Annotated in this window: 20 protein-coding genes; 4 read left to right on the top strand and 16 right to left on the bottom strand. The window is 72.4% G+C overall.

The annotated features are described in order from the left end of the window. Window positions 1-41: 41 nt before the first annotated feature. Window positions 42-2,735, bottom strand: a complete 2,694-nt coding sequence (ppc, locus tag OG276_RS22435; protein ID WP_266913018.1) for a phosphoenolpyruvate carboxylase — start codon at window positions 2,733-2,735, stop codon at window positions 42-44. 434 nt (window positions 2,736-3,169) lie between these two features. Between ppc and OG276_RS22430 the strand changes: the two genes are divergently transcribed. The 3 genes from OG276_RS22430 to OG276_RS22420 all read left to right on the top strand — a co-directional run bounded on the left by OG276_RS22430 (window position 3,170) and on the right by OG276_RS22420 (window position 6,791). Beyond that, window positions 3,170-4,150 carry an acyl-CoA desaturase gene (locus tag OG276_RS22430; protein WP_266908094.1) on the top strand — a complete coding sequence of 327 codons (981 nt, stop codon included), beginning with the start codon at window positions 3,170-3,172 and terminating at the stop codon, window positions 4,148-4,150. After that, entirely contained in the window at window positions 4,150-4,821 is a 672-nt protein-coding gene (locus tag OG276_RS22425; RefSeq protein WP_266913016.1) for a TetR/AcrR family transcriptional regulator, read from the top strand. Before OG276_RS22430 ends, OG276_RS22425 begins: the two co-directional genes overlap by 1 nt. Before the next feature lie 257 nt (window positions 4,822-5,078). Next, window positions 5,079-6,791: a VCBS repeat-containing protein gene (locus OG276_RS22420; RefSeq protein ID WP_266913014.1), complete on the top strand. Its 1,713-nt coding sequence runs from the start codon at window positions 5,079-5,081 to the stop codon at window positions 6,789-6,791. 101 nt (window positions 6,792-6,892) lie between these two features. On the opposite strand, the gene OG276_RS22415 is transcribed toward OG276_RS22420, so the two are convergent. Next, window positions 6,893-7,288, bottom strand: a complete 396-nt coding sequence (locus OG276_RS22415) for a VOC family protein (RefSeq protein WP_266908092.1) — start codon at window positions 7,286-7,288, stop codon at window positions 6,893-6,895. A gap of 2 nt (window positions 7,289-7,290) precedes the next feature. Further along, window positions 7,291-8,211: a trans-aconitate 2-methyltransferase gene (locus tag OG276_RS22410; protein ID WP_266908090.1), complete on the bottom strand. Its 921-nt coding sequence runs from the start codon at window positions 8,209-8,211 to the stop codon at window positions 7,291-7,293. 161 nt (window positions 8,212-8,372) lie between these two features. Between OG276_RS22410 and OG276_RS22405 the strand changes: the two genes are divergently transcribed. After that, window positions 8,373-8,870 (top strand): MarR family winged helix-turn-helix transcriptional regulator, encoded by a 498-nt coding sequence (locus OG276_RS22405; RefSeq protein WP_243335294.1) that lies wholly within the window; start codon window positions 8,373-8,375, stop codon window positions 8,868-8,870. Here OG276_RS22405 and OG276_RS22400 read toward each other — a convergent pair. The 13 genes from OG276_RS22400 to rsmI all read right to left on the bottom strand — a co-directional run bounded on the left by OG276_RS22400 (window position 8,829) and on the right by rsmI (window position 25,552). Next, window positions 8,829-9,614 (bottom strand): response regulator transcription factor, encoded by a 786-nt coding sequence (locus OG276_RS22400; RefSeq protein WP_266908088.1) that lies wholly within the window; start codon window positions 9,612-9,614, stop codon window positions 8,829-8,831. The two genes, OG276_RS22405 and OG276_RS22400, sit on opposite strands and share 42 nt — an antisense overlap. 477 nt (window positions 9,615-10,091) lie before the next feature. Continuing rightward, window positions 10,092-11,066 (bottom strand): UDP-glucose 4-epimerase GalE, encoded by a 975-nt coding sequence (gene galE, locus OG276_RS22395; protein WP_266908086.1) that lies wholly within the window; start codon window positions 11,064-11,066, stop codon window positions 10,092-10,094. A 97-nt stretch (window positions 11,067-11,163) separates the two neighbouring features. After that, complete coding sequence (locus OG276_RS22390; RefSeq protein ID WP_266913012.1) at window positions 11,164-11,853, bottom strand: LuxR C-terminal-related transcriptional regulator; 690 nt, start codon at window positions 11,851-11,853, stop codon at window positions 11,164-11,166. Window positions 11,854-12,030: 177 nt separating this feature from the next. Further along, the gene (locus tag OG276_RS22385; protein ID WP_266908084.1) at window positions 12,031-13,752 is read right to left on the bottom strand and encodes a PQQ-binding-like beta-propeller repeat protein; all 1,722 of its coding nucleotides are present in this window, start codon (window positions 13,750-13,752) and stop codon (window positions 12,031-12,033) included. 58 nt (window positions 13,753-13,810) lie between these two features. Next, window positions 13,811-15,526, bottom strand: coding sequence for a PQQ-binding-like beta-propeller repeat protein (locus tag OG276_RS22380; protein ID WP_266908082.1), 1,716 nt, complete (start codon window positions 15,524-15,526; stop codon window positions 13,811-13,813). A gap of 152 nt (window positions 15,527-15,678) precedes the next feature. Continuing rightward, window positions 15,679-17,478: an ABC-F family ATP-binding cassette domain-containing protein gene (locus tag OG276_RS22375; protein ID WP_266908080.1), complete on the bottom strand. Its 1,800-nt coding sequence runs from the start codon at window positions 17,476-17,478 to the stop codon at window positions 15,679-15,681. Window positions 17,479-17,506: 28 nt separating this feature from the next. Then, complete coding sequence (locus OG276_RS22370) at window positions 17,507-18,835, bottom strand: acyltransferase (protein ID WP_266908078.1); 1,329 nt, start codon at window positions 18,833-18,835, stop codon at window positions 17,507-17,509. Between the two features lie 376 nt (window positions 18,836-19,211). Then, complete coding sequence (locus tag OG276_RS22365; protein WP_266908076.1) at window positions 19,212-20,114, bottom strand: 4-(cytidine 5'-diphospho)-2-C-methyl-D-erythritol kinase; 903 nt, start codon at window positions 20,112-20,114, stop codon at window positions 19,212-19,214. After that, a complete protein-coding gene (rsmA, locus tag OG276_RS22360; protein WP_266913010.1) occupies window positions 20,111-21,031 on the bottom strand; it encodes a 16S rRNA (adenine(1518)-N(6)/adenine(1519)-N(6))-dimethyltransferase RsmA in 921 nt (306 codons plus the stop codon). Before rsmA ends, OG276_RS22365 begins: the two co-directional genes overlap by 4 nt. Window positions 21,032-21,060: 29 nt before the next feature. Further along, a complete protein-coding gene (locus OG276_RS22355) occupies window positions 21,061-22,203 on the bottom strand; it encodes a ubiquitin-like domain-containing protein (protein ID WP_323182412.1) in 1,143 nt (380 codons plus the stop codon). 923 nt (window positions 22,204-23,126) lie between these two features. Beyond that, the gene (locus OG276_RS22350) at window positions 23,127-24,005 is read right to left on the bottom strand and encodes a TatD family hydrolase (RefSeq protein ID WP_266908074.1); all 879 of its coding nucleotides are present in this window, start codon (window positions 24,003-24,005) and stop codon (window positions 23,127-23,129) included. Between the two features lie 10 nt (window positions 24,006-24,015). Then, window positions 24,016-24,474, bottom strand: a complete 459-nt coding sequence (locus OG276_RS22345) for a hypothetical protein (protein WP_266908072.1) — start codon at window positions 24,472-24,474, stop codon at window positions 24,016-24,018. A 139-nt stretch (window positions 24,475-24,613) separates the two neighbouring features. Further along, window positions 24,614-25,552, bottom strand: coding sequence for a 16S rRNA (cytidine(1402)-2'-O)-methyltransferase (gene rsmI / locus OG276_RS22340; RefSeq protein WP_266908070.1), 939 nt, complete (start codon window positions 25,550-25,552; stop codon window positions 24,614-24,616). Window positions 25,553-25,556 lie beyond the last annotated feature (4 nt).

The raw sequence follows: 25,556 nt of genomic DNA, 5'->3' as shown, positions 1-25,556 counted from the left end.
CGATCCGGTGACGGGGGCTCCGTCGTACGCCGTACGAAACCTCAGCCGGTGTTGCGCAGACCGGCCGCGACACCGTTGACGGTGAGGAGCAGGGCCCGGGACAGGATCGGGTCCGCCTCCTCGCCGCGCTCGGCGGCCGCGCGCTGGCGGGCCAGCAGCGAGACCTGGAGGTAGGAGATCGGGTCCAGGTAGGCGTCGCGGACCGAGAAGGTCTGCTGGAGGACCGGGTTGGAGTCGAGGAGCTTCTCACCCCCGGTGATCCGCAGGACCTCGCGGACGGTCAGCTCGTGCTCGGCCTCGATGCGGGCGAAGACGTGCTTGAGCTCGTCGGGCACCAGGGTGTCGACGTAGTGGCGGGCGATCCGCAGGTCCGTCTTGGCCAGCGTCATCTCGACGTTGGACAGGAAGTTGCGGAAGAAGTGCCAGCGCTCGCCCATCTCGGTCAGGGCGTCGCCCTGGCCCGCCTCGCGCAGGGCCTTGAGGCCCGAGCCGACCCCGTACCAGCCGGGGACGATCTGGCGGGACTGGGTCCAGCCGAACACCCACGGGATGGCGCGCAGGCCGTCGAGGCCCGCGCCGGAGTCGGGGCGGCGCGAGGGGCGCGAGCCCAGGTGCAGGTCGGCGAGCTGGTCCACGGGGGTGGCCTTGAAGAAGTACGCCGGCAGGTCCGGGTCCTCGACGAGCGCGCGGTACGCGTCGTGCGCGGCGTCCGAGACGGTGTCCATGGCCGCGTCCCAGCGGGCCAGGTCCTCGTCGGACTGGCGCGGGGCGGTGTGCAGCGCGGAGGCCTGGAGGGTGGCCGCGACGGTCAGCTCCAGGTTCTCGCGGGCCAGCGAGGGGACGAGGTACTTGTCGGAGATGACCTCGCCCTGCTCGGTGACCTTGATCTCGCCCTCCAGGGTGCCCCAGGGCTGCGCGAGGATCGCGTCGTGCGAGGGGCCGCCACCGCGGCCGACGGTGCCGCCGCGGCCGTGGAAGAGGCGCAGGCGCACCCCGTAGCGGTGGGCCACGTCGCGCAGCCGGCGCTGGGCGCGGTGGATCTCCCACTGGGAGGTGGTGATGCCGCCGAACTTGGAGGAGTCGGAGTAGCCGAGCATGACCTCCTGGACGTCGCCGCGCAGCGAGACGAGGCGCCGGTAGGAGGGGTCCGCCAGCATCTCGTCGAGGATGACGTCGGCGGCCTTGAGCTCGTCGGTGGTCTCCAGGAGCGGGACGATGCCGATCTTGGCCCAGCCGCCGTGCAGGTCGATCAGGCCGGCCTCGCGGGCGAGGACGGCGGCGGCGAAGACGTCGTCGGCGCCCTGGCACATCGAGATGATGTAGGACTCGATGACCTCGGGGCCGAACTTCTCGAAGGCGTCCTTGATGGCGCCGAACACGCCGAGCGTCTTCTGGCCGGCCGCGTCGAGCGGGGCCGGGGTGGGCGCCAGCGGACGGCGCGAGCGCAGCTCCTTGGCCAGGAGGCGGCCGCGGTAGTCGCGGGGCATGTCCGCGTAGCGCCAGGACTCCTCGCCGAGCCGGTCGAAGAGCTGGCCCAGCGCGTGGTGATGGGCGTCCGCGTGCTCGCGCACGTCCATCGTGGCGAGCTGCAGGCCGAAGGCGGCCAGCGTGCGGATGGTGCGGTCCATGCGGCCGTCGGCGAAGAGCGCGCCGCGGTGCTCGCGCAGGGAGGTCTGGATGAGGGTGAGGTCGGTGAGCAGCTCGGCGGTGCCGAGGTAGTCGCGGCCTTCCTCGTGCGGGATGCCCTTGGCGAGGCGCTCGCGGGTGTTGAGGAGCTTCTGGCGGATGCAGGTGGCCTTGAGGCGGTACGGCTCCTCGGCGTTCAGCCGCTTGTAGCGCGGGCTGATCTCGGGGAGGCGCTCCAGGTCGGCCTGCAGGGAGGTGAGGAGCTCCTCGGTGGCACCGGTGTAGCGGATGGAGTTCGACAGCAGTCCGCGCAGGAAGTCGATGAGTTCCAGGGCGTCGGTGATGCCGTGCTCGTGCTGGAGGATCAGGACGTCCCGGGTCACCTCGGGGGTGACGTTGGGGTTGCCGTCGCGGTCGCCGCCGATCCAGGTGCCGAAGGTGAGCGGGCGGGTGCCGGCCGGAATCTCCACGCCGACGCGCTGGAGCTCGGCGGCGAGGTCCTCCAGGACGTCGCCGACGGCGCCGGCGTGCAGCTCGTCGAGGTAGTAGATGGCGTTGCGCGCCTCGTCGGCGGGCTCCGGACGGACCACGCGCAGTTCGTCGGTCTGCCAGACGAGGTCGATGTTCTCCGCGAGGCGCAGGTCGTGGCGGCGGCGCTCGCCGGCGCCCGCGACGGGCTCCTCCAGGAGGGCCGCGATGCGGCGCAGCTTGTTCAGGACGCTGCGGCGGGCCGCCTCGGTGGGGTGCGCGGTGAAGACGGGGCGGACGTTGAGGTTCTTGACCGTCTGGCGCAGGTGCTCCGGGTCCGCGTCCTTGAGCATGTCGGCGGTGCGGGCCAGCAGGCCCCCCTCGGCGGCGCGGTGGGCGCGCAGCTCCTTGCCGCGGTGCACCTGCTCGGTGACGTTGGCGAGGTGGAAGTAGGTGGAGAAGGCTCGCACCAGCTTGGCGGCGGTCTCCAGGTCGGTGTCGCCGAGCAGCTCGGCTGCCGCGATGCCGTCGGTGCGGGTGAGGGCCCGGACGCGTTCGACCAGGTCGAGGAGGTCCTGGCCCTCCTGGCGTACGAGGGTCTCGCCGAGGAGGTCGCCGAGGCGGCGGATGTCCGCGCGCAGCTCTGCGTTGGCCGCGCCGGCGGGGGACGTCGCGGGGGCGGTGGTCGAGTGGGCCTGGTCGGCACTGCTCACAGGTGCGGCTCCTTGCAGTGTTTCGAGCGCTACTGGGAGGTGGGCTCCGAGTGTGCGCGGTGGTGCCCGCCCGGACCTGGGTCCGGCGGTGCCACCGCTCCTGATGCGCAGCTCGGGCTGCCCGTGCGGACCACGCTGTCCGACGACACCAGGATAGGTGGCCCGTACCGGTGACCAGGTCCGTGTGTCACCAGGCGGGACGACGGCCCTGCGGCTCGGGCCGATGGGCCCTGCTGCGGGCGCGCTCCTCTTGCCCCGCGGGGGACCTTTGCCATACTTACGTTGCCGTAGGTTACGCACCCGTAGGGATGTGTGGCCGGGCGGCGCGCCTGCCGACTCCCTCACCCTCAGGGGACACACCTATGACCATCAGTCCCGACGTGATCGAGGACGCCTCGGCGCCTTCCGGCGCGTCCGTTCCGTCCGCGACCCTCGGCGGTGAGAACAAGCGGTCCGTGGAACAGATCGCGCTGCTGCTGTTCATCACCGTCCCCTTCCTCGCCCTGCTGGTGGCGCTTCCGCTCGCCTGGGGCTGGGGGGTGAGCTGGCTGGACGTGGGCCTGATGGTCTTCATGTACTTCCTGGCCTGCCACGGCATCACCATCGGCTTCCACCGCTACTTCACGCACGGTTCCTTCAAGGCGAAGCGGCCGCTGCGCATCGCCCTGGCGATCATGGGCTCGATGGCGGTCGAGGGACCCCTGGTGCGCTGGGTGGCCGACCACCGCAAGCACCACAAGTACTCCGACCACGAGGGCGACCCGCATTCGCCGTGGCGCTTCGGCGAGACGGTGCCGGCCCTGATGAAGGGCCTGTGGTGGGCGCACATCGGCTGGCTCTTCGACGAGGAGCAGACCGACCAGCAGAAGTACGCCCCGGACCTGATCAAGGACCCGGCGATCCGCCGCATCTCGCGCGACTTCATCTTCTGGACGATGTTCTCGCTGGCGCTGCCGCCGCTGGTGGGCGGTCTGGTGACGATGTCGTGGTGGGGCGCCTTCACGGCGTTCTTCTGGGGCTCCCTGGTCCGCGTCGCGCTGCTGCACCACGTGACGTGGTCGATCAACTCGATCTGCCACGCGGTGGGCAAGCGCCCCTTCAAGTCGCGCGACCGCTCCGGCAACGTGTGGTGGCTGGCGGTGCTGTCCTGCGGCGAGTCCTGGCACAACCTGCACCACGCCGACCCGACCTCCGCCCGGCACGGCGTGCTGCGCGGCCAGGTCGACTCCAGTGCGCGCCTGATCCGCTGGTTCGAACAGCTGGGCTGGGCGTCCGACGTCCGCTGGCCGTCCGAGGCCCGCATCGACGCCCGGCGCAAGGAAGAAGTGTCGAACGCGGCATGATGGGGGGCGTGGGAAACGACGGCAGCAGTTCCAGCAGCGAGAAGCCCAGGCGCCCCCGCCGGGTCCGGATGACGGGCGCCGAACGGCGTCAGCAACTGCTGGACATCGGCCGCACCCTGTTCGCCGAGAAGGGGTTCGAAGGCACGTCGGTGGAGGAGATCGCGGCGAAGGCCGGAGTCTCCAAGCCGGTGGTCTACGAGCACTTCGGCGGCAAGGAGGGCCTGTACGCGGTCGTCGTGGACCGCGAGATGCGCCAGCTGCTGGACGGGGTGACGGGCGCGCTGACGGCCGGGCACCCGAGGGAGCTGCTGGAACAGGCGGCGTTCGCACTGCTGGACTACATCGAGAGCTACACGGACGGTTTCCGGATCCTGGTCCGGGACTCCCCCGTGGCCCAGTCGACGGGCACCTTCGCCTCGCTGATCAGCGATATCGCCACACAGGTCGAGGACATCCTCGGCCTTGAGTTCAAGGCCCGCGGCTTCGACCCGAAGCTGGCCCCGCTGTACGCGCAGGCGCTGGTCGGGATGGTCGCCCTGACCGGGCAGTGGTGGCTGGAGACGCGCCAGCCGAAGAAGGCCGAGGTGGCCGCCCATCTGGTGAACCTGTCCTGGCACGGACTGGAGAACCTGGAGGCGAAGCCGCGCCTGGTGGGCCACCGGAAGAAGTGAGTGCTCGGCCGTCCGTTCGCGGTGCGTGAGCGGGGCGTCGCACCTGGTGCCCGGGGCCCGGAGCCCCGGGCACCACTGCGTTCTGAACGTGATCAAAATTGCCCGTTTAATGTCTAGACAACGCCCGTCACACAGGTAGTCTTCGGTAACTCCCGGGGGGGAATGCCGTTTCACGTGCAGCGCAGCTCTGCCGCGCGCCGTGAACGAGATCGTTCAACCCGGTTTCGCCTGACTACCAGGGAGACCTCTTGTCTTTCATGCGCTCCTCGCGCTCCGGCCGCATCGCGGCCTGCACCGCCCTCGCCGTCGCGGCGGGCATGCTCCTTTCCGGTCCGGTCTCGGCCACCGAGAAGCCGGTTCCGACGGCGAAGGCCGAGCGGCCCAAGGTCGAATCCCGCGCCACGGGCGTCCACCCGAAGGCCCCTGCGGCCAAGGCCAAGGCCGGCACCCGCAGCGCGGCCGCCGCGGTGACCCCGCTGTTCGACGTCGACCACGACGGCTGGCAGGACATCCTGTACCGGACGATCGACGGCACGTGGTACCTGAAGACCTTCAACGACCCGCAGGATCCGCAGTACATCCTCGCGGACGGCGGTTCCGGCGAGGACTTCAAGGACGTCATCCCGGCCGGCGACCTCGACCACGACGGTCGCCCGGAGCTCCTGACGCTCTCCGTCAGCGGCAAGCTGTCGCTGCTGAAGGCGGACAAGTACAGCGCCGACCGCACCGGCTCGTCCGGCAACGGCTGGGGCATCTACAACAAGGTCACCGGTGTCGGTGATGTGACCGGCGACGGCAACCCGGACCTGCTGGCCCGCACGCACGCCGGTGCCCTGTACCTGTACCCGGGCAACGGCACGGCCGGTTCGGGCACCCCGTACGGCAGCCGGGTCGCCCTCGGCGGCGGCTGGGACATCTACTCCCAGATCCTCGGCGGCGGCGACTTCAACAACGACGGCAAGACCGACCTCCTGGCGGCCACGCCGGGCGGCGCGCTCTACATGTACCCGGGCAACGGCGCCGGGTTCGGCAACCGCGTCGCGCGCGGCACCGGCTGGAACATGTACAACCAGCTCCAGGTGATGACCTCCAGCGAGGCGGGCACCAGCTGGGTCGTGGGCCGCGACTCGGGCGGCAAGATGTGGAGCTACCGCCCCAACGCCTCCGGCGGCTTCGACAGCCGTGTGGCGATGGGCGTCAACTGGGAGTACACCAACCTGTACGCCGGCCAGGGCGGCGTGCCCGCGCACGGCCGTTCCGAGCTGGTCGCCCGCACCTCCAACGGCGCCGTGTACTACTACTACGGCAAGATGAACGGTGGCTTCGGCAACCGTGACGAGGTCTTCGCGCCCGGCGAGGCGCCGGTGAACCAGGTCGGCCTGTCCGTGGCTTCCTCCTTCAGCGCTCTCAACCAGACCAACTGGCTGATGTGGGTCGGCGGCGACCTCTACAACAACGGCGACTTCGTGGGCGGCGGCTGGGGCATCTACAACGCCCTCGTCGGTGTCGGCGACGTCACCGCCGACGGCTACGGCGACCTGCTGGCCCGTGACAAGTCCAACGTGCTGTGGCTCTACCCGAGCCGCGGCAACGGCAACCAGTTCGGTTCCCGCGTCCGCCTCGGCGCCGGCTGGGGCATCTACAACAAGCTCTTCGGTGCCGGCGACGTGACCGGTGACGGCCGCGCCGACCTGCTCGCCCGCGGTACCGACGGCTCGCTGTGGGCCTACCCGGGCAACGGCACCTCCGTCTTCGGCGACCGCATCAAGATCGGTGCCAGCGGCTGGAACGGCCTGAAGAAGCTGGCCGCGGTCGGCGACATCACCGGTGACGGCCGCACCGACCTCGTCGGCGTCGACGCCGGCGGCACCGCGTACCTGTACAAGGCGACGGGCCTCAAGGGCCTGAACACCTTCCAGGGCAACACCCCCGCGGGTGGCGGCTGGAACGCCTACATCGACCTGTTCTAGGCGGTCCGGGGTGGACCTGCTCCGGCCGGTCCACCCCCACGCGAAGGCGCCCCGTCACCGGATCTCCGGTGGCGGGGCGCCTTCGTGTGCGCCGAGGCGGTTCAGTGGCCGGCGCGTTCCGGGGCGTGCGGTTCCAGGCCGTGCGGTTCCAGAAACTCCAGCCGGTTGCCCACCGGGTCCTCGGAGTAGAAGCGGCGGTGTCCCGGCAGGTTGTCGTCCCAGACGACCGTGGCGCCTCGCGCCTGAAGTCTTTCGGCGTAGGTCACGATGCCGTCGACCCTGAGTCCCGGGTGGGCCTTGCGGGCGGGGTGGAAGTCCTCCTCGATGCCCAGGTGGAGCTGGACAGGCCCGGCGGCGAACCAGCAGCCGCCGCGCGCCGCCAGCACCGGCGGCTTGGGGATCTCGGTCATGCCGAGCACCTCGGTGTAGTACGCGCGCAGCCGGTCCTCCGAGCCGGGCGGGGCGGCGAGCTGGACGTGGTCGACTCCGGCGAGCATGCTCAGGCCTCCCTGCGGGCTACGGCGAAGATCCGGCGGAACGGGAAGACGGTGCCGCGGGGGCCCATGGGGTAGGCCTCGCGGAGCAGGGCGCGGTACTCGGCCAGGAAGGCCGCGGCGGCTTCCTCGTCGTCGGCCAGCGCGGTGAGCACGGGCCGCAGTGCGGTGCCCTTGACCCAGTCCAGTACCGGGTCGGGGCCCTGGAGCAGCTGGTGGTACGTGGTCTCCCACACGTCGGCGGTGCAGCCGAGTTCGGTGAACCGCTCGAGGTATCCGGAGGGTTCCAGGATGTGGATGTAGCGCGCTCCGTGTCCGGCGAGCCGGGCCCGCCAGCGCGGGGCGTCGCACAGCTCGGCGAGGATCCGGTGGCTGGGGGCGGTGAAGTTGCCGGGGATCTGGAAGGCGAAGGTACCGCCGGGGCGCAGTCCGTTGATCCAGGGGGCGAAGGAGCCGGCGTGGCCGGGGACCCACTGGAAGGCGGCGTTGGAGACGATCAGGTCGTGGGGCTCCTCCGGGAGCCAGTCGGCGAGGTTGCCGTGGCGGAAGTCGAGCTTGCCCCCGCCACCGGTGGGGCCGGCGTATTCGGCGTCGGCACGGTGGAGCATCTCCGGGGAGAGGTCGTAGCCGGTGATGTGGGCTTCGGGCCAGCGGTCCGCGAGGAGCGCGGTCACGTTGCCGGGTCCGCAGCCGAGGTCCGCGATGCGGGCGGCCTTGGAGGGGAGCTCCGGTATGCGGGCCAGGAGATCGAGGAAGGGCCTGGCCCGGTGGCCCGCGTGCCGGAGGTACTGCTGCGGGTCCCACGTGGGGGCGGTCGGCGCGACGGGCGCGTCGTCCGTGGGGGATGCGGATGTCGGGGGCGCCGTCGTGGTGGCGGTGCCGGTGGTCGACGCCGGAATCCTGGCCGGCGCGGTATCGGAATGCATGTTCGAGCCTCCCTGCTGGCAGTACGGTCGGAATCGGAAGCTGCTCCGGCCCCCTCCATGCCCCATGGTGGCGAAAAATATATCTCGATGTCAAGATACTTGGAATCGAGATACTCGATTTAAAGAGACTTCACGTCGACAGACCCTTTACACTGATCCGCATGGAGGACGAGGTCGACCGACTGGTCGCGGCATGGCGGCGGGAACGCCCTGACCTCGACGTGGAACCACTCGAGGTGCTCAGCCGCGTCAGCAGGCTCGCGCGGCACCTCGACCGCGCCCGCCGACTGGCCTTCTCCGAGCACGGCCTGGAGCCCTGGGAGTTCGACGTGCTGACCTCGCTGCGGCGAGCGGGCGCGCCCTACCAGCTCTCCCCCGGCCAGCTTTTGACGCAGACCCTGGTGACCTCCGGGACCATGACCAACCGCATCGACCGGCTCGCCAAGAAGGGCCTCGTCGAACGGCTGCCGGACCCCAACGACCGGCGCGGGGTCCTGGTGCGCCTCAGCCCCGAGGGCCGCGACCGCGCCGACCAGGCGCTCGCCGGGCTGCTGGCCCAGGAACGGGCGATCCTGGCCCAGCTCTCGCGGACGCAGCGCGGCGATCTCGCCGGCCTGCTACGCCAGTTGACCGCTCCGTTCGACAACATCCCCGGTTAGTCCCTGCCCCGGCAGTCCGGGCAGGTCGGCGGGGCGTACTCCGGCCCGCCGGGCCAGGGCCACCGCCGCGAGCGTCGAGTGCACGCCCAGCTTCCCCAGCACGTTCTGCATGTGGGTGCGGACGGTGTGCGGGGAGAGGAACAGCCGCGCGGCCACGTCCTTGCGGCCCAGCCCCGCCACCATGCAGCGCAGCACCTCGTGCTCCCTGGGCGTCAGGGACTCCACCAGCCGTTCGCTGTCGGTACGGTGCTTGCGCGCCGCGGTCAGCTCGCGGAGCACTCCGGTGAGCAGCGCGGGCGGAAGGTGCGTCTCCTCGCGCAGGACTCCGCGGACGACGGCCAGGAGCCGCGAGAGCGAGCAGTCCTTGGCCACCCAGCCCGAAGCTCCCGCCTGGAGCGCGAGGGCGGCCCGGCGGGCGTCGTCGCGCTCGGCGAGTACGACCGTACGGACCTCGGGATGGGATACCCGGACGCCTGCCACCAGCGCGATCCCGTCGGCGGCGGGCGGCGCGGAGCCGGACTCCCGCTGCACGGGGACGCCCGCGGGGACGGCGGCCAGGTCCGAGTCGACCAGCAGGACGTCGAAGCGGCGGCCCTCGGCCACCGCGCGTTCGAGACAGCGCAGCGCGGCGGGGCCGCTGCCGGCCGCGGAGACGTCCACGTCCGGTTCGGCCGCGAGCGCGGCGGCGAGAGATTCGGCGAAGATGCGGTGATCGTCGACCACGAGTACCCGGATACGGACCACAAAACCCCCAAGGGTCGGGGAACGGACGGCTGCGGGTACGACGCCCGGACCGGGTGATCCGCAGGCGCCCCGGCCGCCGCCGTGACATCTCTGCACTACCCCGGACCGGACGTCGTACCCGACTTGTCTCGACCCCTGAATCAACACCGGCCCCCACCGGTGTCACGCATCAGCGTAGGGCCGGGGTCGGCTCGTGGTTGGCCGAATTGCAGAAGTTTTCCGAGCGATTTTCCGGCGAGGCGCTTCCGGAGGGGCCGCAGGATGGCTTGAAATCGACTACTCCCCTTCCGTGGAGGTCCCGTTGCGTCCCGTGGTGTGCCATGGGCAGTTGCACGGGGGGTATTTCACTCGGCGTGCGCACGCCGGGCGCCCGCGCGAAGCGCCCGGCGAGGGCGCGCCCGCACCACACGCGCGCCCCTGCCCTGGTGGGGGCGGGGGCGCGGCTGCGACCGGGGTGGTTCAGGGGTGCCCGTGGGCTCAGCCGCGCCGGGCGCGGGTGAAGTTCCAGGCGTCCGTCACGATGCCCGTGAGGTCCGAGCGGGTCGGGGTCCAGCCGAGGCGCTCGTGGGCCGTGCGGGCGGAGGCGACGAGGAAGGCCGGGTCGCCGGCCCGGCGCGGGGCCACGACCTCGGGGATCTCCTTCCCGGTGACCTTGCGGACCGTCTCGATGACCTCGCGGACCGAAAACCCGCTGCCGTTGCCGAGGTTGCACACCAGGTGCTCCCCCTCGGCGGCCACCCGCAGCGCCGCCAGGTGGGCCTCGGCCAGGTCGGCGACGTGGATGTAGTCCCGTACGCAGGTGCCGTCCGGGGTCGGGTAGTCCTCGCCGAACACGGAGATCGATTCCCGCTCGCCGAGCGCCACTTGCAGCACCAGCGGGATCAGGTGGGTCTCGGGGTCGTGCAGCTCGCCGAACTGCCCGTACGCCCCGGCCACGTTGAAGTAGCGCAGCGAGACCGCCGCGAGGCCGTGCGCCGTGCACTCCCCCGCGATCATGTGGTCGACGGCCAGCTTCGAGGCCCCGTACGGGTTGGTGGGGGCGGTCACCGAGGACTCGGTGAGCGGCCCGTCGCCGGGCTCCCCGTAGGTGGCCGCGGTGGAGGAGAACACCAGCCGGCGCACGCCCGCCCCGCGCATCGCGGCCAGCAGGGCCAGGGTGCCGCCGACGTTGTTCTCCCAGTACTTGCCCGGGTTCACCACGGATTCGCCGACCTGCGAGGAGGCCGCGAAGTGCAGGACCCCGTCGTAGGAGGGGTCCAGGTGTTCGGCGGCGTCCTGGATGCGGCCCTCGATGAAGGCGGCGCCGGCCGGCACCCCGGAACGGAAGCCGGTGGAGAGGTCGTCGAGGACGGTGACCTCGTGCCCCGCCTCCAGGAGGTGGGCGGCGACCACCCCGCCCACGTATCCGGCTCCGCCGGTGACCAGGTATTTGGAAGACGCGATCTCGCTCACGTGCCTGCTGCCTCTCGCCGGGGAAAAGCACGCGCCGTACGCGTGCTGGTCACCGGCATACCCGAATCCGCGCCGCCGGGGAAATCCCGGACCCGGATCAGGGCCGGGCGCCCCCCGACGGCGGCAGTCCGGCCCGGTCCAGCAGACCGGTACGGGCAGCCAGCGCGGCCGCCTCCAGCCGCGAGCCCACGCCCAGCTTCATCAGCACCCGCTGGACGTGCGTGCGCGCGGTGCTCGGCGCGATGGCCATGCCGGCGGCGATGAGCCGGGTGTCCTCGCCCTCGGCGACCCGGACCAGCACCTCCACCTCGCGCGGGGTGAGCAGCCGCAGCAGCCGGCTGCCCTCGTCGTCGGGCTGGGCTGCGGGGTTGAGCAGTTCGGCGAAGGCCCCCTGCAACAGCTGCGGCGCGATGGCCACTTCCCCCGCCCGGGCCTTGGCCAGCGCCCGCTCCACGCCCTCGATGCGCTCGTCGTGGCGTACGTACCCCGAGGCGCCGGCCGCGAAGGCGGCGGCGATCCCGCGCGGGCTGGGCACCGGGCCCAGGACGACCACGGCGATCTGAGGACGCTCCCGCTTGATCCGGACGATCGGCTCGAAGACCCCGGGCTCGGCGGGCGTGGCGGTGCCCAGCAGGCAGACCTCCGGCGCCCGGCTGATGACCAGTTCGGCGGCGCCCGCGGCCGGGGCCGCAGCCGCCAGCACCCGGTGGCCGCGCAGTTTCAGGGCCGAGGCGAGCGCCTCGGCCAGCAGCCGGTGCTCGTCGACCACCATGACCCGTACGCCCATTGAGGTACCCACCCCCGCCCTTCTGCCCCGGCAAGCTACACGCTTGTTCGACGGCGCGGTGCGGTAACCGCGCAGAAGCCCCCGGAAGGACGGACCTTCCGGGGGCTTCGGGTGCAGTCGCGCGCGCTCAGGTCACCCTGACGCGGTGGCGCCTGAACGTACTCGTTCCGAGGCGGCTCAGCCGGTGGTGAAGGAGACGAAGGTGTAATAGGGATCCGTTGCCACCGAGGACTTGCTCATGACCGCGGTGCGGGCGATGAAGAGCTTCCCGTTGCCGTAGCGGAATTCACCGGAGTCCGGCAGGAACTGGGTCTCGGCGCGCTGGGACTCCTTCGTCGCCGGGTGCTGCATGAGCAGGGTCTCCTTCATCGTCTTGCCGTCGATGGAGACGACCTGGCCGCCGCCGTCGTAGGGCGGAACCTTGAAGGCGATGATGTTGGAGCCGTCCATGCGCAGCGGGTAGATCGTGTAGCGCTCGCCGGCGTCCGCGCGGTCGGCGGTCAGCTTGCCGGTCTCCAGGTCGAAGGAGACGATCTCGTTGGTGCGGCCGGATTCGCTCGAGCCCTTGTGCTCCTCCGTCGGCAGGTAGAGCTTGCCGTTGCCGACGACCATGTTGGTGCAGTCCTCGACCTCGGTGCCGCACTCGGGGTTGTAGTTGCCCGAGGTGAGCGGGATGCGCGCCTTGAGCTGGCCCGCGTCGTCGACGACGAACAGGTCGCTGACGCCGATGGCGTTCTTGGAGGTGTGGTTGACGTCCGCCGCGGCGATCAGCGGCTTGGTGGAGACGATCTGGCCGTCCTCCACACCCGGGGGGAGCTTGTACGAGTACTTCGGTGCGCCGGTGACCGGGTCGAGCAACTGGGCGGACAGCACGTAGCTCCCGTACCGGCCGCAACGGCGGATCACGCCGAGGGCCGGGCCGCCGCCGTAGCCGAGGTCGCTGCAGTCGTCCGCGTCGACCTTGGGCGTCCACAGGACCTTGCCGTCGGCGAGGTTCCAGGCGCCGCCGCCGTACAGTCCGCCCGCTGCCACGGTCTGGCCGCTGACGGTCACCCCGTCGAACTTGATGGGCTTGTCGCCGCCTCCCTGGGCCTTCATGGTGGCCTTCCACAGGAGCTTGCCGGCGTTCAGGTCGATGACACCGACCTGGTTGCACGGCTGGTACGGCTTCTCGGCCGTCGGCAGGGCCTCGTCGAAGAGGATCGCCGTCTTGTTGTCCGAGACCCAGCGGCTGGCGGCGCAGACGTTGGCGCCGAGCGGGACCTCCCACTTCTTTGCGCCGTCGGCCAGGTTGTAGCCGACGACCTTGCCCATGTCGGACTTGGCGTAGGTGGTGTCGGTGAGCCAGGAGCCGGGGATCTGGACGATCTCCTTCGACTCCGGCATCGGGACGTTGACCAGGGTCTTCGACTTGGTCTTGGCCGGCACCTTCTCGGTGCCGCCGCCGCCCGGCGCCTTGTCGCCGCCGGGGCTCGCGCTGCCGCCGGCCACGGGCTGGTTGCCGGAGCCCTCGTCCTCGCCGGACACGTACCAGAAGCCGCCGCCGACGATGAGGACGATGGCCAGGAGGGCCGCGCCGACGATCATCAGCTGGGTGCGGACCTCGTTGCCGCGGCCGCCGGCCGGGACCGCCGGGCCCTGGGCCGCGTACATGGGCGCGGTGACGGGCTGCGGCTGCTGCGGGTAGCCGTAGGCCTGCTCCTGCGGGTAGCCGTACGAGGCCTGCCCGGCGGGCGGTCCGGCCGGAACCGTCGGCGGCTGGGCCGGGGGCGGCGGCGGGGGGCCGGCCGGCATGGCCGGGTGCGCGGGCGGGGGCGCGGCGAAACCGCCCGGCGGCGGGTCCTGCGGCGCGCCGAAACCGCCGGACGGCGGCTGGCTGGGGGGCGGCGGGGTACTCATCGGTGCTACTGCCTCTCGGTGGGCGGTTTGGCGGACTGCTCGTTCTCGGGGCGGTCGCTCACTTGCCGAAGACCATCAGGAACTTCTCGCTCTTGTTGTCGGCCTTCAGGTGGGAGGCGGAGACGAACAGCCGGCCGTCCACGTAGTCCACCTTCGGGGCGAGGAAGGAGCTCTCCACCGGGGCGGCGGCGCCGGACGGGTTGCGCAGGACCGCGGTGGGCGTGCCCCCGGCGGCCGGGATCGTGAGGACCTCGCCGCCCTTGTCCCTCTCCGCCTCGCGGTAGACGACGACCTGGCCGCCCGCCGCCTTCAGCGGGGTGAGGGTGCGGCCCTCGCCGGCCGGGGTGCGCCACTTCACCTTGCCGGTGGCGAGGTCGAAGGCGACGATCTCGTTCGCCTTGCCGATGTCGGCCTTGGTGGGCAGGTAGAGGGTGTTCGCGTCCACGTAGGAGGAACCACAGCTCTGGATCGAGCGGCTGAAGCTGAAGGTGCCGCCGCAGCCGACGGGGAAGGTGCCTTCGCCGGAGACGGTGGTGCGCTGCTTGCCGTCGGGTCCGAGGACCACGATGGAGCGTTCCTTGCTCTCGCTGTTGCCGAGGTCGAGGACGATCGGGTCCAGCGAGTAGACGTTCTTGACCTGGAAGCCCTTGGGGAGCTTGTAGATCCAGGTGTTCTTGCCGGTGGCCGGGTCGGCGTCCATGACCTGGACGGTCTTGTCGGTGTCCTGGCAGGTCGCGATGGCGATCATCTTGCCGTTCATGGCGGAGAAGTCGCTGGGCTGGCAGCCCTGTTCACGCTTGTTGTCGAAGAGCTTGTCCCCGGTGCTGACCTTGAACGCGCTGCTCATGCCCATCCGGTTGACGACGACGGAGTCGCCGGTGAGGGCGAGGTCGGGGGAGGTGAAGATGTCGAAGAGCCCTTCCTTCGGGACCTCCTTCGACCATCCCTCCTTGCCGGCCTTGAGGTCGATCATCCGCATCTGGTTGCAGTCGGCGCCGTCGGACTCGCCGTTCTCGTACATGACGACGGTCTTGCCGCCCTCGGTCATGCCGGTGACCCCGCAGATCACGGCGGGGAGGGTGAGGGTCCACTTCTCCTTGCCGTCCTTGATCCCGTAGCCGGTGACCGACTTCCAGACGGACTTGACGACGGTGTCGCCGACGATCCACTGCCCCTTGGAGTCGACGCCCGAGCCGGGGCCGTTGATCTTGCTGCTCTTGAACCAGAGGACCTTGCCCTCACCCTGCTTGCGGCCGGCGTTGAGGTCTTCCTCCTCCTCGCTGCCGTTGCCGCTGCCGTCTCCCTTGTCCACGGAGGCGGAGGGCGAGGCCTTGTCGTCGGCGGGCGGCGTGGTGTCCTGCCCGATGACCTTGTCCTTGCCCTTGTCCGCGCCGGCGAAGAACGCGAAGTAGCCGCCGGTGCCCAGGATGAGCACGCCGGCGACGGCGGCCGCGATCAGCACAGCGAGCTTCTTCTTCGGCCCGCCGGGCGGACCGGGCGGCATGCCGGGGGCGCCGGGGACCGTGTTCGGGGGCGGCGGGAAGCCGTAGCCCCCGGGCGGCTGCTGGCCGTAGGGACCCTGCGGCTGCTGGCCGTACGGGCCCTGCGGCTGGGTCTGGGGCTGCGAGCCGTACGGGCCCTGCGGCTGGGGCTGCTGCGCGTACGGGTTCTCACCCTGTGGCGGGAATCCGTAACCGGGCTGCGGGGGCCCTGGCAAGTGACCGTAACCGGAAGGGTTCGGCGGCTGGTTCGGCGGCTGGGGCGGCTCGGTCATCAGCGCATACCTTCGGCTTCGGGTGTGGGAGGAAGCCCTTTCTATCACTGACGACGAGCATGACGCCGGGCCGGTCCGACCCCTGTTCCCAAGGGAGGACCGGCCCGTGATGCCGCTGTTATCAGCCAGTTGGGGCGCGCGGGCCCCGGAGACTACGCGTCTTCGGCGAGCTCCAGCCAGCGCATCTCCAAGTCGTCGCGGTCCGAGATGAGTTCCCGCAGCTCGGCGTCGAGCTTGGCGACCTTGTCGAAGTCGGTGGAGTTCTCGGCGATCTGGGCGTGCAGGCTGCTCTCGCGGTCCGTCATCTTGTTGAGCTGCCGCTCGATCTTCTGCAGCTCCTTCTTCGCGGCGCGCGCGTCCCCGGAGGCCGAGGACTTTCCGGCGGCGGACGGGGCGGGCGCCGGAGCGGCCGCCTCGATCATCTTCCGGCGGCGCTCCAGGTACTCGTCGAGGCCGCGCGGCAGCATCCGCAGGCTCGCGTCGCCGAGCAGGGCCATGACCGTGTCGGTGGTGCGCTCGATGAAGAACCGGTCGTGCGAGATCACGATCATCGACCCGGGCCAGCCGTCGAGGAGGTCCTCCAGCTGGGTGAGGGTCTCGATGTCGAGGTCGTTGGTGGGCTCGTCGAGGAAGAGGACGTTGGGCTCGTCCATCAGCAGGCGCAGGATCTGCAGACGGCGCCGCTCACCACCGGAGAGGTCGCCGACGGGCGTCCACTGCTTCTCCTTGGTGAAGCCGAACTGCTCGCACAGCTGCCCGGCCGTCATCTCGCGGCCCTGGCCGAGGTCGACCCGGTCGCGGACGCGCTGGACGGCCTCCAGGACGCGCAGGGACGGGTCGAGCTCGCCGACCTCCTGCGAGAGGTAGGCCAGCTTGACGGTCTTGCCGACGGTCACGGACCCGGCGGCCGGCTGGACCTCGCCCTGGGTGCGGGCGGCCTCGGCGAGGGCGCGCAGCAGGGAGGTCTTGCCGGCGCCGTTGACGCCGACGAGACCGACGCGGTCACCGGGGCCCAGGTGCCAGGTGAGGTGCTTGAGGAGGGTCTTGGGGCCGGCCTGGACGGTCACGTCCTCCAGGTCGAACACCGTCTTGCCGAGGCGGGCGTTGGCGAACTTCATCAGCTCGGACTTGTCGCGCGGCGGCGGCACGTCGGCGATCAGCTCGTTGGCGGCTTCGATGCGGTAGCGCGGCTTGGAGGTCCGCGCGGGGGCGCCGCGGCGCAGCCAGGCGAGCTCCTTGCGCATCAGGTTCTGCCGCTTGGACTCCTCCGTGGCGGCGATGCGGTCGCGCTCGGCGCGGGCGAAGACGTAGTCGCTGTAGCCGCCCTCGTACTCGTGGACGTCACCGCGCTGCACGTCCCACATGCGGGTGCAGACCTGGTCGAGGAACCACCGGTCATGGGTGACGCAGACGAGCGCGGAGCGGCGTTCCTGGAGGTGCTTGGCCAGCCAGGAGATGCCCTCGACGTCGAGGTGGTTGGTGGGCTCGTCGAGTACGAGCAGGTCCTGGTCGGCGATGAGGAGCTTGGCGAGCGCGATGCGGCGCCGCTCGCCACCGGAGAGCGGGCCGATGACCGTGTCGAGGCCCTGCCCGAAGCCGGGCAGGTCGAGCCCGCCGAAGAGGCCGGTCAGCACGTCGCGGATCTTGGCGTTGCCGGCCCACTCGTGGTCGGCCATGTCCCCGATGATCTCGTGCCGGACGGTGGCCTTGGGGTCGAGCGAGTCGTGCTGGGTGAGCACGCCCATCTGCAGACCGCTGTTCTGGGTGACCCGGCCGCCGTCGGGTTCCTCCAGCTTCGCGAGCATGCGGATGAGGGTGGTCTTGCCGTCGCCGTTGCGGCCCACGACACCGATCCGGTCCCCCTCGGATACGCCGAGGGAGATGCCGTCGAGCAGGGTACGGGTGCCGTACACCTTGCTGACTGCCTCGACATTGACCAGGTTGACGGCCATCAGGAGCGCTCCAGGGAAGGGGTGTGGATCAGCCCCTCAGCCTAACCCTCCGCGAAGTACCGGACCGCTCCACCAGCAGCCAGCCGCCCAGCGCCATGCCGATCGCGGCGGGCGCGGTGACCGGGAGCGCGATCAGGGTGGCGCTGTGGCCTTCCAGGAGCCCGCCGAGACCGGTCGTGGAGAGCCCGAGGACGCCGAGGAGGCAGAGCGCGGTACCGAGGGCGGCGCGGGGGCCGGAGCCGGTGCCGGCGCTGCTCGTGCTGCCTGCGGCGGGCTCCTCGAAGCGCCGGAAGACCGCGACGAGTACGCAGGTCAGCGCGGCGGCGGCGAGGAACCGGACCGGGACCTGGGCCCACCAGGCCGCCCCGGCCGGCTCGGGCAGGGCGATGCCGAGGCCGAGCTGGGCGGCGTACACGGCGAGCATCGCGGTGAGGTGCCAGAGGAAGGCGGTCATGGCGACCCCGTTCGCGGTGACCACGCCGCGCCAGACCCGGGGCCGGGCCAGCCAGTGGGCGGCGGGGCCCCGGAGCAGCTCCACGGCGCCCACGAGCCAGATCCCGTGCGCGAGCAGGGCCAGGGTGGGCGGGGCCATGTTGGAGACCTTCTCCCCGGGCATCCCGACCATGGACAGCGGGTACGGCCCGTACGCCACCAGCAGGACGGCCCCGGCGAGCCCGGCGGCGGCGAGGGCGCCGGGACGGCGGATCCGCCCATCGGCGCGCAGGAAGCCCAGCTGGTGGACGGCGAGCCAGACGAAGGCGAAGTTCAGGAACTCGGCGTACGGGACACCGCCCGCGAAGCGCAGCAGATCGACGGCGGCGGCGGCCGCGGCCAGGGCCCCGAAGGCGGCCCAGCCGTGGCGCTCGTGCAGTTTCAGCAGGGGCGGGGTGAGGGCGACCATCGCGAGGTAGATCCCGATGAACCACAACGGCTGCGTGACCAGCCGGAACGCCGCCCCGGACAGCCGCCCGCCGCCGCCTCCGAGGAGCTGCGCGGCGAGGGCGATGGCGGTCCAGACGGCGACGAACACGAGGGTGGGCCGCAGCAGCCGCCGCAGGCGCGCCCGCAGGAAGGCGGCGTACACCGGGCCGCCGGTGCGGCGCGCGAGGGACCGGTAGGACAGGGCGTGCGAGAACCCGCCGACGAAGAAGAACACCGGCATCACCTGCAGCGCCCAGGTGAGCACCTGCAGCGGCGGCACGACGGCGAGCAGGTTCCCTATGCCGTCGCTGCTGACCGCGGCCATCAGCCAGTGCCCGGCGATGACGGTCCCGAGCGAGGCGACCCGGAGCAGGTCGACGTAGCGGTCCCGCGTGGCGGGGGTGGCGGTGGCGATGTCGCTTGCGCTGGCTCCCATGGGCCCTACGCTCCCGCGCGGGCCTGCTGGGCAACAGGGCGCGGATACTCACTCCCCGCCTAGGTACCCCGGAGCCACGCCCCGGGCCCCCTTCCGCTGCGCGGGGCCTGCGTGGAGCGTGCCGCTGCACGGGGCGGAGTTCCCCTACCCGCCCTTCGCCCGTTCCCCGGAGCTCCGCCCCGGACCCCGCGCCTCAAACGCCGGCGGGGCCGGCCGGGCACCGTCCAGCCCCTCCGGCGTTTGAGGAGCGGGGGTCCGGGGGCCGGCCCCCGGCAACGGCGCCGCACGCGGGGACGGGTCCGGGCGGAGCCCGGGGAACGGTGGAAGGGCGGGCAGGGGACTCCGCCCCGCGCAGCGGCCCGGCGCAAGCCGCCGGTCAGAGGAGGGTCGCGCCCGGGGCCGGGCTGGTGGCCGGGTGGGTGGTGCGGCAGGTGCCGGAGGCGGCCAGGGCGGCTGCGACCTTCGTCGCCGACTCCGCGTCGCGGACCAGGAAGGCCGTCGTGGGGCCGGAGCCGGACACCAGCGCCGCCAGGGCCCCGGCCTCGGTACCCGCCGCGAGGGTGTCCGCGAGTGACGGCCGCAGCGAGAGGGCCGCGGGCTGGAGCCCGTTGGCCAGGGTGGCGGCCAGCTCGTCCGGGTCGCCGGAGGCCAGGGCCGCGAGGAGCGCCGGGGAGGCCTCCGGTACGGGGACCTCCGTGCCGGCGGTGAGCCGGTCGAACTCCCGGAACACCGCCGGGGTGGAGAGCCCGCCGTCGGCCACCGCGAACACCCAGTGGAAGGTTCCGGCGGCCACCGGGGTCAGGATCTCCCCGCGCCCGGTGCCCAGCGCCGCCCCGCCGACCAGGCTGAACGGCACGTCGCTGCCCAGCTCCGCGCAGAGGGCGAGGAGTTCGTCGACCGGGGTCTTCAGGCCCCAGAGGGCGTCGCAGGCCAGCAGCGCGGCCGCCCCGTCGGCGCTGCCGCCCGCCATGCCGCCCGCCACGGGGATCCGCTTCTCGATGTGGAGGTGGACGTCGGGGCTCAGTCCGGCCCGCTCCGCCAGGATCTGCGCGGCCCGGGCCGCGAGGTTGGTCCGGTCGAGCGGCACCTTGCCGGCGTCCGGCCCGGCGCAGGTCACGGTCAGCTCGCCGGCGCCGGCGGGGGTCGCGGTGACCTCGTCGTAGAGGGAGACGGCCAGGAAGACGTTCGCCAGGTCGTGGAATCCGTCCGGCCGGGCCGCGCCCACCGCCAGCTGGACGTTGACCTTCGCGGGGACCCGTACGGTGATGGCCTCGCTCACAGCGCGGGCCTCTCCGCGGCGGGCTTGTGCTCGGCGATCGCCGCGAACTCCTCGACGGTGAGGGACTCGCCGCGGGCCTGCGGGGAGACCCCGGCGGCGACCAGCGCCGCCTCGGCGCCCGCCGCGGACCCGGCCCAGCCGGACAGCGCCGCGCGCAGCGTCTTGCGGCGCTGCGCGAAGGCGGCGTCGACGACGGCGAAGACCTCGGCCTTGGTCGCGGTGGTCTTGACCGGCTCCGCCCGGCGGACCAGGGAGACGAGTCCGGAGTCCACGTTCGGCGCGGGCCAGAAGACCTTGCGGCCGATGGCACCGGCCCGCTTGACGTCCGCGTACCAGTTGGCCTTGACCGAGGGGACGCCGTAGACCTTGTTGCCGGGCTCGGCGGCCAGCCGGTCGGCGACCTCGGCCTGCACCATGACCAGGGTCCGCTCGATGCTCGGGAAGCGGTCGAGCATGGTGAGCAGGACCGGCACGGCCACGTTGTAGGGGAGGTTCGCGACGAGCGCGGTCGGCGGCGGGCCGGGCAGCTCCTTGACCAGCATCGCGTCGGAGTGGACCAGCGTGAAGCGGTCCTTGCGCTCCGGCATCCGCGCCTCGATGGTGGCGGGCAGCGCGGCGGCCAGGATGTCGTCGATCTCGACGGCGACGACCCGGTCGGCGGCCTCCAGCAGTGCGAGCGTCAGCGAGCCCAGCCCGGGCCCGACCTCGACGACCACGTCGTCCGGCCGGACCTCGGCGGTGCGCACGATGCGGCGCACCGTGTTGGCGTCGATGACGAAGTTCTGGCCCTTCTGCTTCGTCGGCCGTACGCCGAGTACGGCGGCCAGCTCCCGGATGTCGGCCGCGCCGAGGAGGGCGGAGGTCTCGGGTGCGGAGGTCGCGGGTGCGGACGTCTCCGGCGCGGAGGTCTCCGGCACGGTCTTTTCGGGCTGCTGCTCTGCGGTGCTCACCGATAAAGGGTACGGCCGCAGTGTGGCCAGGGACTCGCCCCCCGCTGTACGTAGAGCTTCTTCGCCCGGTACGTCTGCTCCGGGCCCGGAGCGTCCTGCGGACGGCCGCTGCCGCCGAGGGCCTGCCAGGTCTGTACGTCGAACTGGTAGAGCCCCCCGTACGTGCCCGAGGGGTCCGTGGCGCCGGGCCGGCCGCCCGACTCGCAGCGGGCCAGCGCGCCCCAGTCGAGGCCGTCCGCGCCCTGGACGGAGGTCGGCAGCGGCTTGGTGCCGACCTTGACGAGCTGGGTGACGGGTTCGCGGACGATCTCCTCGGCGATCCTGCGGGGCTTTTGCCGGACCCCGTTGACGGTGCGCAGGCCGTACGTGACCCTGCGCGCCCCGGGCCGGCCCGAGCGCTCGACGACTTCGGTGCCGGCGAAGAGGGCGGGGTCCTTGACCCGCTCGGTCGCGTACGGGATGCGCTCCTCGCGGATCTCGCGGGTCCCGGTGATGCGCAGGACGGTGACGGTCTGGCCGTCGCGCGGGAAGGAGCCGGCGGGCACGGAGGTGGTGTCCTGGCCGTGGAGGGTGATCCCGGCTTCGTCGAGGGCCTCCTGGACGGTGGCGGCGTTGGTGCGGATGGTCCGCTCGCGGCCGTCGGCCATGAAGGTGATGCTGCGTTCGGTGCGGACGGCGAGGGTCAGGCCGGTCCGTGGCACGGCCGCGGTGCGGGGTGTGGAGAGGTAGGCGCCCTCGGCGCGGATGCCGAACTGGCGCAGCGCGCCGTCCACGGTGCGGGCGGTGGTCCACACCTCGCGCCGCTGTCCGTCGAGGGTCAGGCTCAGCGGACGGCCGTAGCGCAGGACGATCTCGTCCCCGTCGTCGAGAACCTCCGCCCCGGCCGGGGCGACGAGGTCGTGGGGGCCGACTCCGAGTCCTTCGGCGGCGAGCAGCTCGTCCACGTCGCCGGCGAAGGTGTGCAGGGTCCGCGGGACCCCGTCGACGGTGAGGCGTACGGCCTTGTCGGCGGCGACGAAGGCGGTGGTGCCGCCCGCCAGGAACGCGACGACCAGGGCCTGCGGCACGATGCGCCGCCAGGTGTCCCGGGGCGCGGGGGCGGCGCTCCTGCGCCGCCTCGGACCGGGGGCGGTGCCCACGCCGGGGGCGGGGCCGGGGACGGCCGGCGCGGGCACCGTGCCGAGGCCGCCCCCGCCCCGGCGCCGCCCGGTCCCCGCGGGGGCCGGTCCGGCCGGGGCGGTGTCCGGGGGCAGCACCGGCGCGCTGCGACGGCGCCGGCCGGTGGCCGGGGCCTCGGGGGCGAGGTCCGGAACCAGGTCGGGGGCGAGGGCCTGGGCGGAGGCCTGGGCGGGGCCGGCGGCCGGGGCCGCTGCCGGGGCGGGGGTCCGGCCGCGCGCCCGGCGCCCCGACCCGGACTCGGCGGCCGTCCTACGCCGCCCACCGCCCCGGGGGGCGGGCACCCCGGGCTCGGGAGGAGGGCCCGGGGAGGGCGGGTACGGGTCCAGGTCGGCCCCTTGGCTCAGGAGCAGGTCCGGGTCCGCCCCCGGGAACGGGTCCGGGTCCGGGAACGGGCCTTGGCCCAGGAACAGGTCCGGAGCCGGATCCGCCCCCGGGCCCCGGTACGGGTCCGCGTACGGGTCCGGGTCCGGGTCCCGGTAGGCCCCAGGAGCGGCGTCCAGGCTCTGGTCCGCCGCCCGCGTGCCCGGATACGGGTAAGGGTCCGGGTCCGGATCCATGCCCGAGTACGGGTCCCGATCGCGGTCCGTGCCCCGGCCCGTGAACGGGTCCGGGAACGGATCCGGGTCCGGGATGAGCTCCGGTTCCGTGGTCGGGTCCGGGGCCACGGCCCAGGGGTCGCGTCCACCGGCCGGCCAGGCCACATCGCTCATCGCGCTCGCTCCACTGGTCCGTCCGGCTGCTTCGGGCACGGCACCCTAGCGGAGCGGCCGTCACGCTACAAAGCGGGTCGGCTACGGAACGTGGCGAACGGGTGAGGCGTCACGACGGCGGCGCGCACGCCGTCAGTACGCCTCGGTGGACCTCGGTGGACCTCGGTGCGCCCTCAGTACGCGAAGGCGCGGGCCGTGTTGGCCGCCAGTGCCGTCGCCATGGCGTCCTCGTCGATGCCGCGGACCGCGGCCATCGCCCGTACGGTCAGCGGAATGAGGTACGGCGCGTTGGGCCGTCCGCGGTACGGGGCCGGGGTCAGGTACGGGGCGTCCGTCTCCACGAGGACCAGCTCCAGCGGGGCCACCGCGAGGGCTTCGCGCAGCGGCGCCGCGTTCTTGAAGGTGACGGTTCCGGCGAAGGACATGTAGTAGCCCGCGGCGGCGCACTCCCGGGCCATTTCCGCGTCGCCGGAGTAGCAGTGGAAGACGGTCCGCTCGGGGGCGCCCTCCTCGCGCAGGACGCGCAGCACGTCCGCGTGCGCCTCGCGGTCGTGGATGACCAGGGCCTTGCCCTGCCGCTTGGCGATCTCGATGTGCGCGCGGAAGGAACGCTCCTGCGCGGCCATGCCCTCCGGGCCGGTCCGGAAGTAGTCGAGTCCGGTCTCGCCGACCGCCTTCACGTGCGCGAGGGCCGCCAGGGCCTCGATCTCGCCGAGCGCGTCGTCGAGCGCGGCCTCGCCGCCGCCCGTCCGGGCGCCCTGCCTCGACCAGCCGTCGGGGTCCCCGTGCACGATCCGGGGGGCTTCGTTGGGGTGCAGGGCCACGGCCGCGTGGACGGATCCGTACGCGGCTGCGGTCTCGGCGGCCCAGCGGGAGCCCTTCACGTCGCAGCCCACCTGGACGACGGTGGTCACCCCGACGGAGGCGGCCTTGGCGAGGCCCTCCTCGACGGTGCCGGACTGCATGTCCAGGTGGGTGTGGGAGTCGGCGACCGCCACCCGGAGCGGTTCGGGCAGCGGGGGCGGCGCGTCGTTCGGCGTGCTACGGCTCATGCGGCCGATCTTATGACCGGCGGAAGAACCCCAGCAGCCGGGCCATCGGCCCGGGCCGTTCCATCGGGACCGGGCCGGGTCCCTCGTGCGGCGGGGCCTTGCGGGGCTTGGGGGCCTTCGCGGTGTACCCGGCGGGCACCGGGCCGGCGATCCCCGGGGCCGCGCGGTGGTGGTAGAGCTGGTCGAGCATGCCGATGACCGACTTCACCTGGCCCTCCCGCATGATCCGCACCACGTGGCCGCCGCAGTTCATGCAGGTCGGATTGGACAGGGGGGAGGGGACCCGCTCGCCGTCCGCCTTGTAGACGATGAAGGGCAGGCCCCGGCCGTCGGTGTGGTGCTCTATCTCGTATCCCTGCTCCCAGCCGTATCCGCACTTCATGCACGCGAAGGAGTACGCCTCGTGCACGGACGGTACGGCCTCGGGAGCGGATGGGGGGAGGGGTCGGGGTTCGGCGATCTCACTCATGCCAGCTCCTCTTGTTCCACTGCTGCCATTGCCAGTGGACGCCTCTTCGGGCGGGAGCGCATCAGGCCCTGTCTAGTGTTGGACGGTCCTTGGGCGAGTCATGCCCAAAGCGCCCGGTGCGCGGTCTGAGCTTTGCTTTTCAGGTTAGCTCTTTACCGACCGACGGCGACTTTTGTGCCGCGTTCTTTGCCGCGACCACCGCGTCGAACACCTCGCGCTTGGGTACCCCGGCCTCCGCCGCGACCGCGGCGATGGCCTCCTTGCGCCGCTCCCCCGCCTCCTCGCGCACCCGTACGCGGTCCACCAGCTCCTCGGCGCCGATGTCGCCGGGGGCCGCGGCCGGGGCTCCCTCGACGACCACGGTGATCTCCCCGCGCACGCCTTCGGCGGCCCAGGCCGCCAGCTCGCCGAGCCCGCCGCGCTTGACCTCCTCGTAGGTCTTGGTCAGCTCGCGGCAGACGGCGGCGCGCCGGTCGGCGCCGAAGACCTCGGCCATCGCGGCCAGGGTGTCGTCGAGCCGGTGCGGGGCCTCGAAGTAGACGAGGGTGCGGCGTTCGGCGGCGAGTTCGCGGAGCTTGCTCAGGCGCTCGCCGGCCTTGCGGGGCAGGAAGCCCTCGAAGCAGAAGCGGTCGACCGGCAGCCCGGAGAGGGCGAGCGCGGTGAGGACGGCGGAGGGCCCGGGAACGGCCGTGACCTTGATGTCCTTCTCCACGGCGGCGGCGACGAGCCGGTAGCCGGGGTCGGAGACGGAGGGCATGCCGGCGTCCGTCACCAGCAGGACGCGCTTGCCGGCCTCCAGGGCCTCGACCAGTTCGGGGGTGCGCGCGGACTCGTTGCCCTCGAAGTACGACAGGACGCGCCCGGTGGTGCACACGCCGAGCCCCTGCGTCAGCCTGCGCAGCCGCCGGGTGTCCTCGGCGGCGATCACGTCGGCCCGCTCCAGCTCGGTGGCGAGCCGCGGCGGGGCGTCGGCGAGGTCGCCGATGGGGGTCCCGGCGAGGACGAGGACGCCTCCCGCGAGTGCGTCGGAGGGAGCCGGGGAGGGGGCTTCGGCGGAGCCGGGCTGGTCAGTGGTCACCGCC

The organism is Streptomyces sp. NBC_00086 (assembly GCF_026343255.1).
Taxonomy (GTDB): domain Bacteria; phylum Actinomycetota; class Actinomycetes; order Streptomycetales; family Streptomycetaceae; genus Streptomyces.
The sequence above is the reverse complement of the archived record's forward strand: the minus strand, read 5'-3'. Positions and strand labels throughout refer to the sequence as shown.

Bases quoted from the DNA above. Each gene is read 5' to 3' on its own strand.
- OG276_RS22350 (WP_266908074.1), bottom strand. From the start codon at position 24,005: ATGAGCCGTAGCACGCCGAACGACGCGCCGCCCCCGCTGCCCGAACCG.
- OG276_RS22405 (WP_243335294.1), top strand. From the start codon at position 8,373: ATGGAGGACGAGGTCGACCGACTGGTCGCGGCATGGCGGCGGGAACGC.
- OG276_RS22430 (WP_266908094.1), top strand. From the start codon at position 3,170: ATGACCATCAGTCCCGACGTGATCGAGGACGCCTCGGCGCCTTCCGGC.
- OG276_RS22385 (WP_266908084.1), bottom strand. From the start codon at position 13,752: ATGAGTACCCCGCCGCCCCCCAGCCAGCCGCCGTCCGGCGGTTTCGGC.
- OG276_RS22410 (WP_266908090.1), bottom strand. From the start codon at position 8,211: ATGCATTCCGATACCGCGCCGGCCAGGATTCCGGCGTCGACCACCGGC.
- OG276_RS22390 (WP_266913012.1), bottom strand. From the start codon at position 11,853: ATGGGCGTACGGGTCATGGTGGTCGACGAGCACCGGCTGCTGGCCGAG.
- OG276_RS22375 (WP_266908080.1), bottom strand. From the start codon at position 17,478: ATGGCCGTCAACCTGGTCAATGTCGAGGCAGTCAGCAAGGTGTACGGC.
- OG276_RS22370 (WP_266908078.1), bottom strand. From the start codon at position 18,835: ATGGGAGCCAGCGCAAGCGACATCGCCACCGCCACCCCCGCCACGCGG.
- OG276_RS22420 (WP_266913014.1), top strand. From the start codon at position 5,079: ATGCGCTCCTCGCGCTCCGGCCGCATCGCGGCCTGCACCGCCCTCGCC.
- OG276_RS22425 (WP_266913016.1), top strand. From the start codon at position 4,150: ATGGGGGGCGTGGGAAACGACGGCAGCAGTTCCAGCAGCGAGAAGCCC.
- OG276_RS22380 (WP_266908082.1), bottom strand. From the start codon at position 15,526: ATGACCGAGCCGCCCCAGCCGCCGAACCAGCCGCCGAACCCTTCCGGT.
- OG276_RS22415 (WP_266908092.1), bottom strand. From the start codon at position 7,288: ATGCTCGCCGGAGTCGACCACGTCCAGCTCGCCGCCCCGCCCGGCTCG.
- OG276_RS22345 (WP_266908072.1), bottom strand. From the start codon at position 24,474: ATGAGTGAGATCGCCGAACCCCGACCCCTCCCCCCATCCGCTCCCGAG.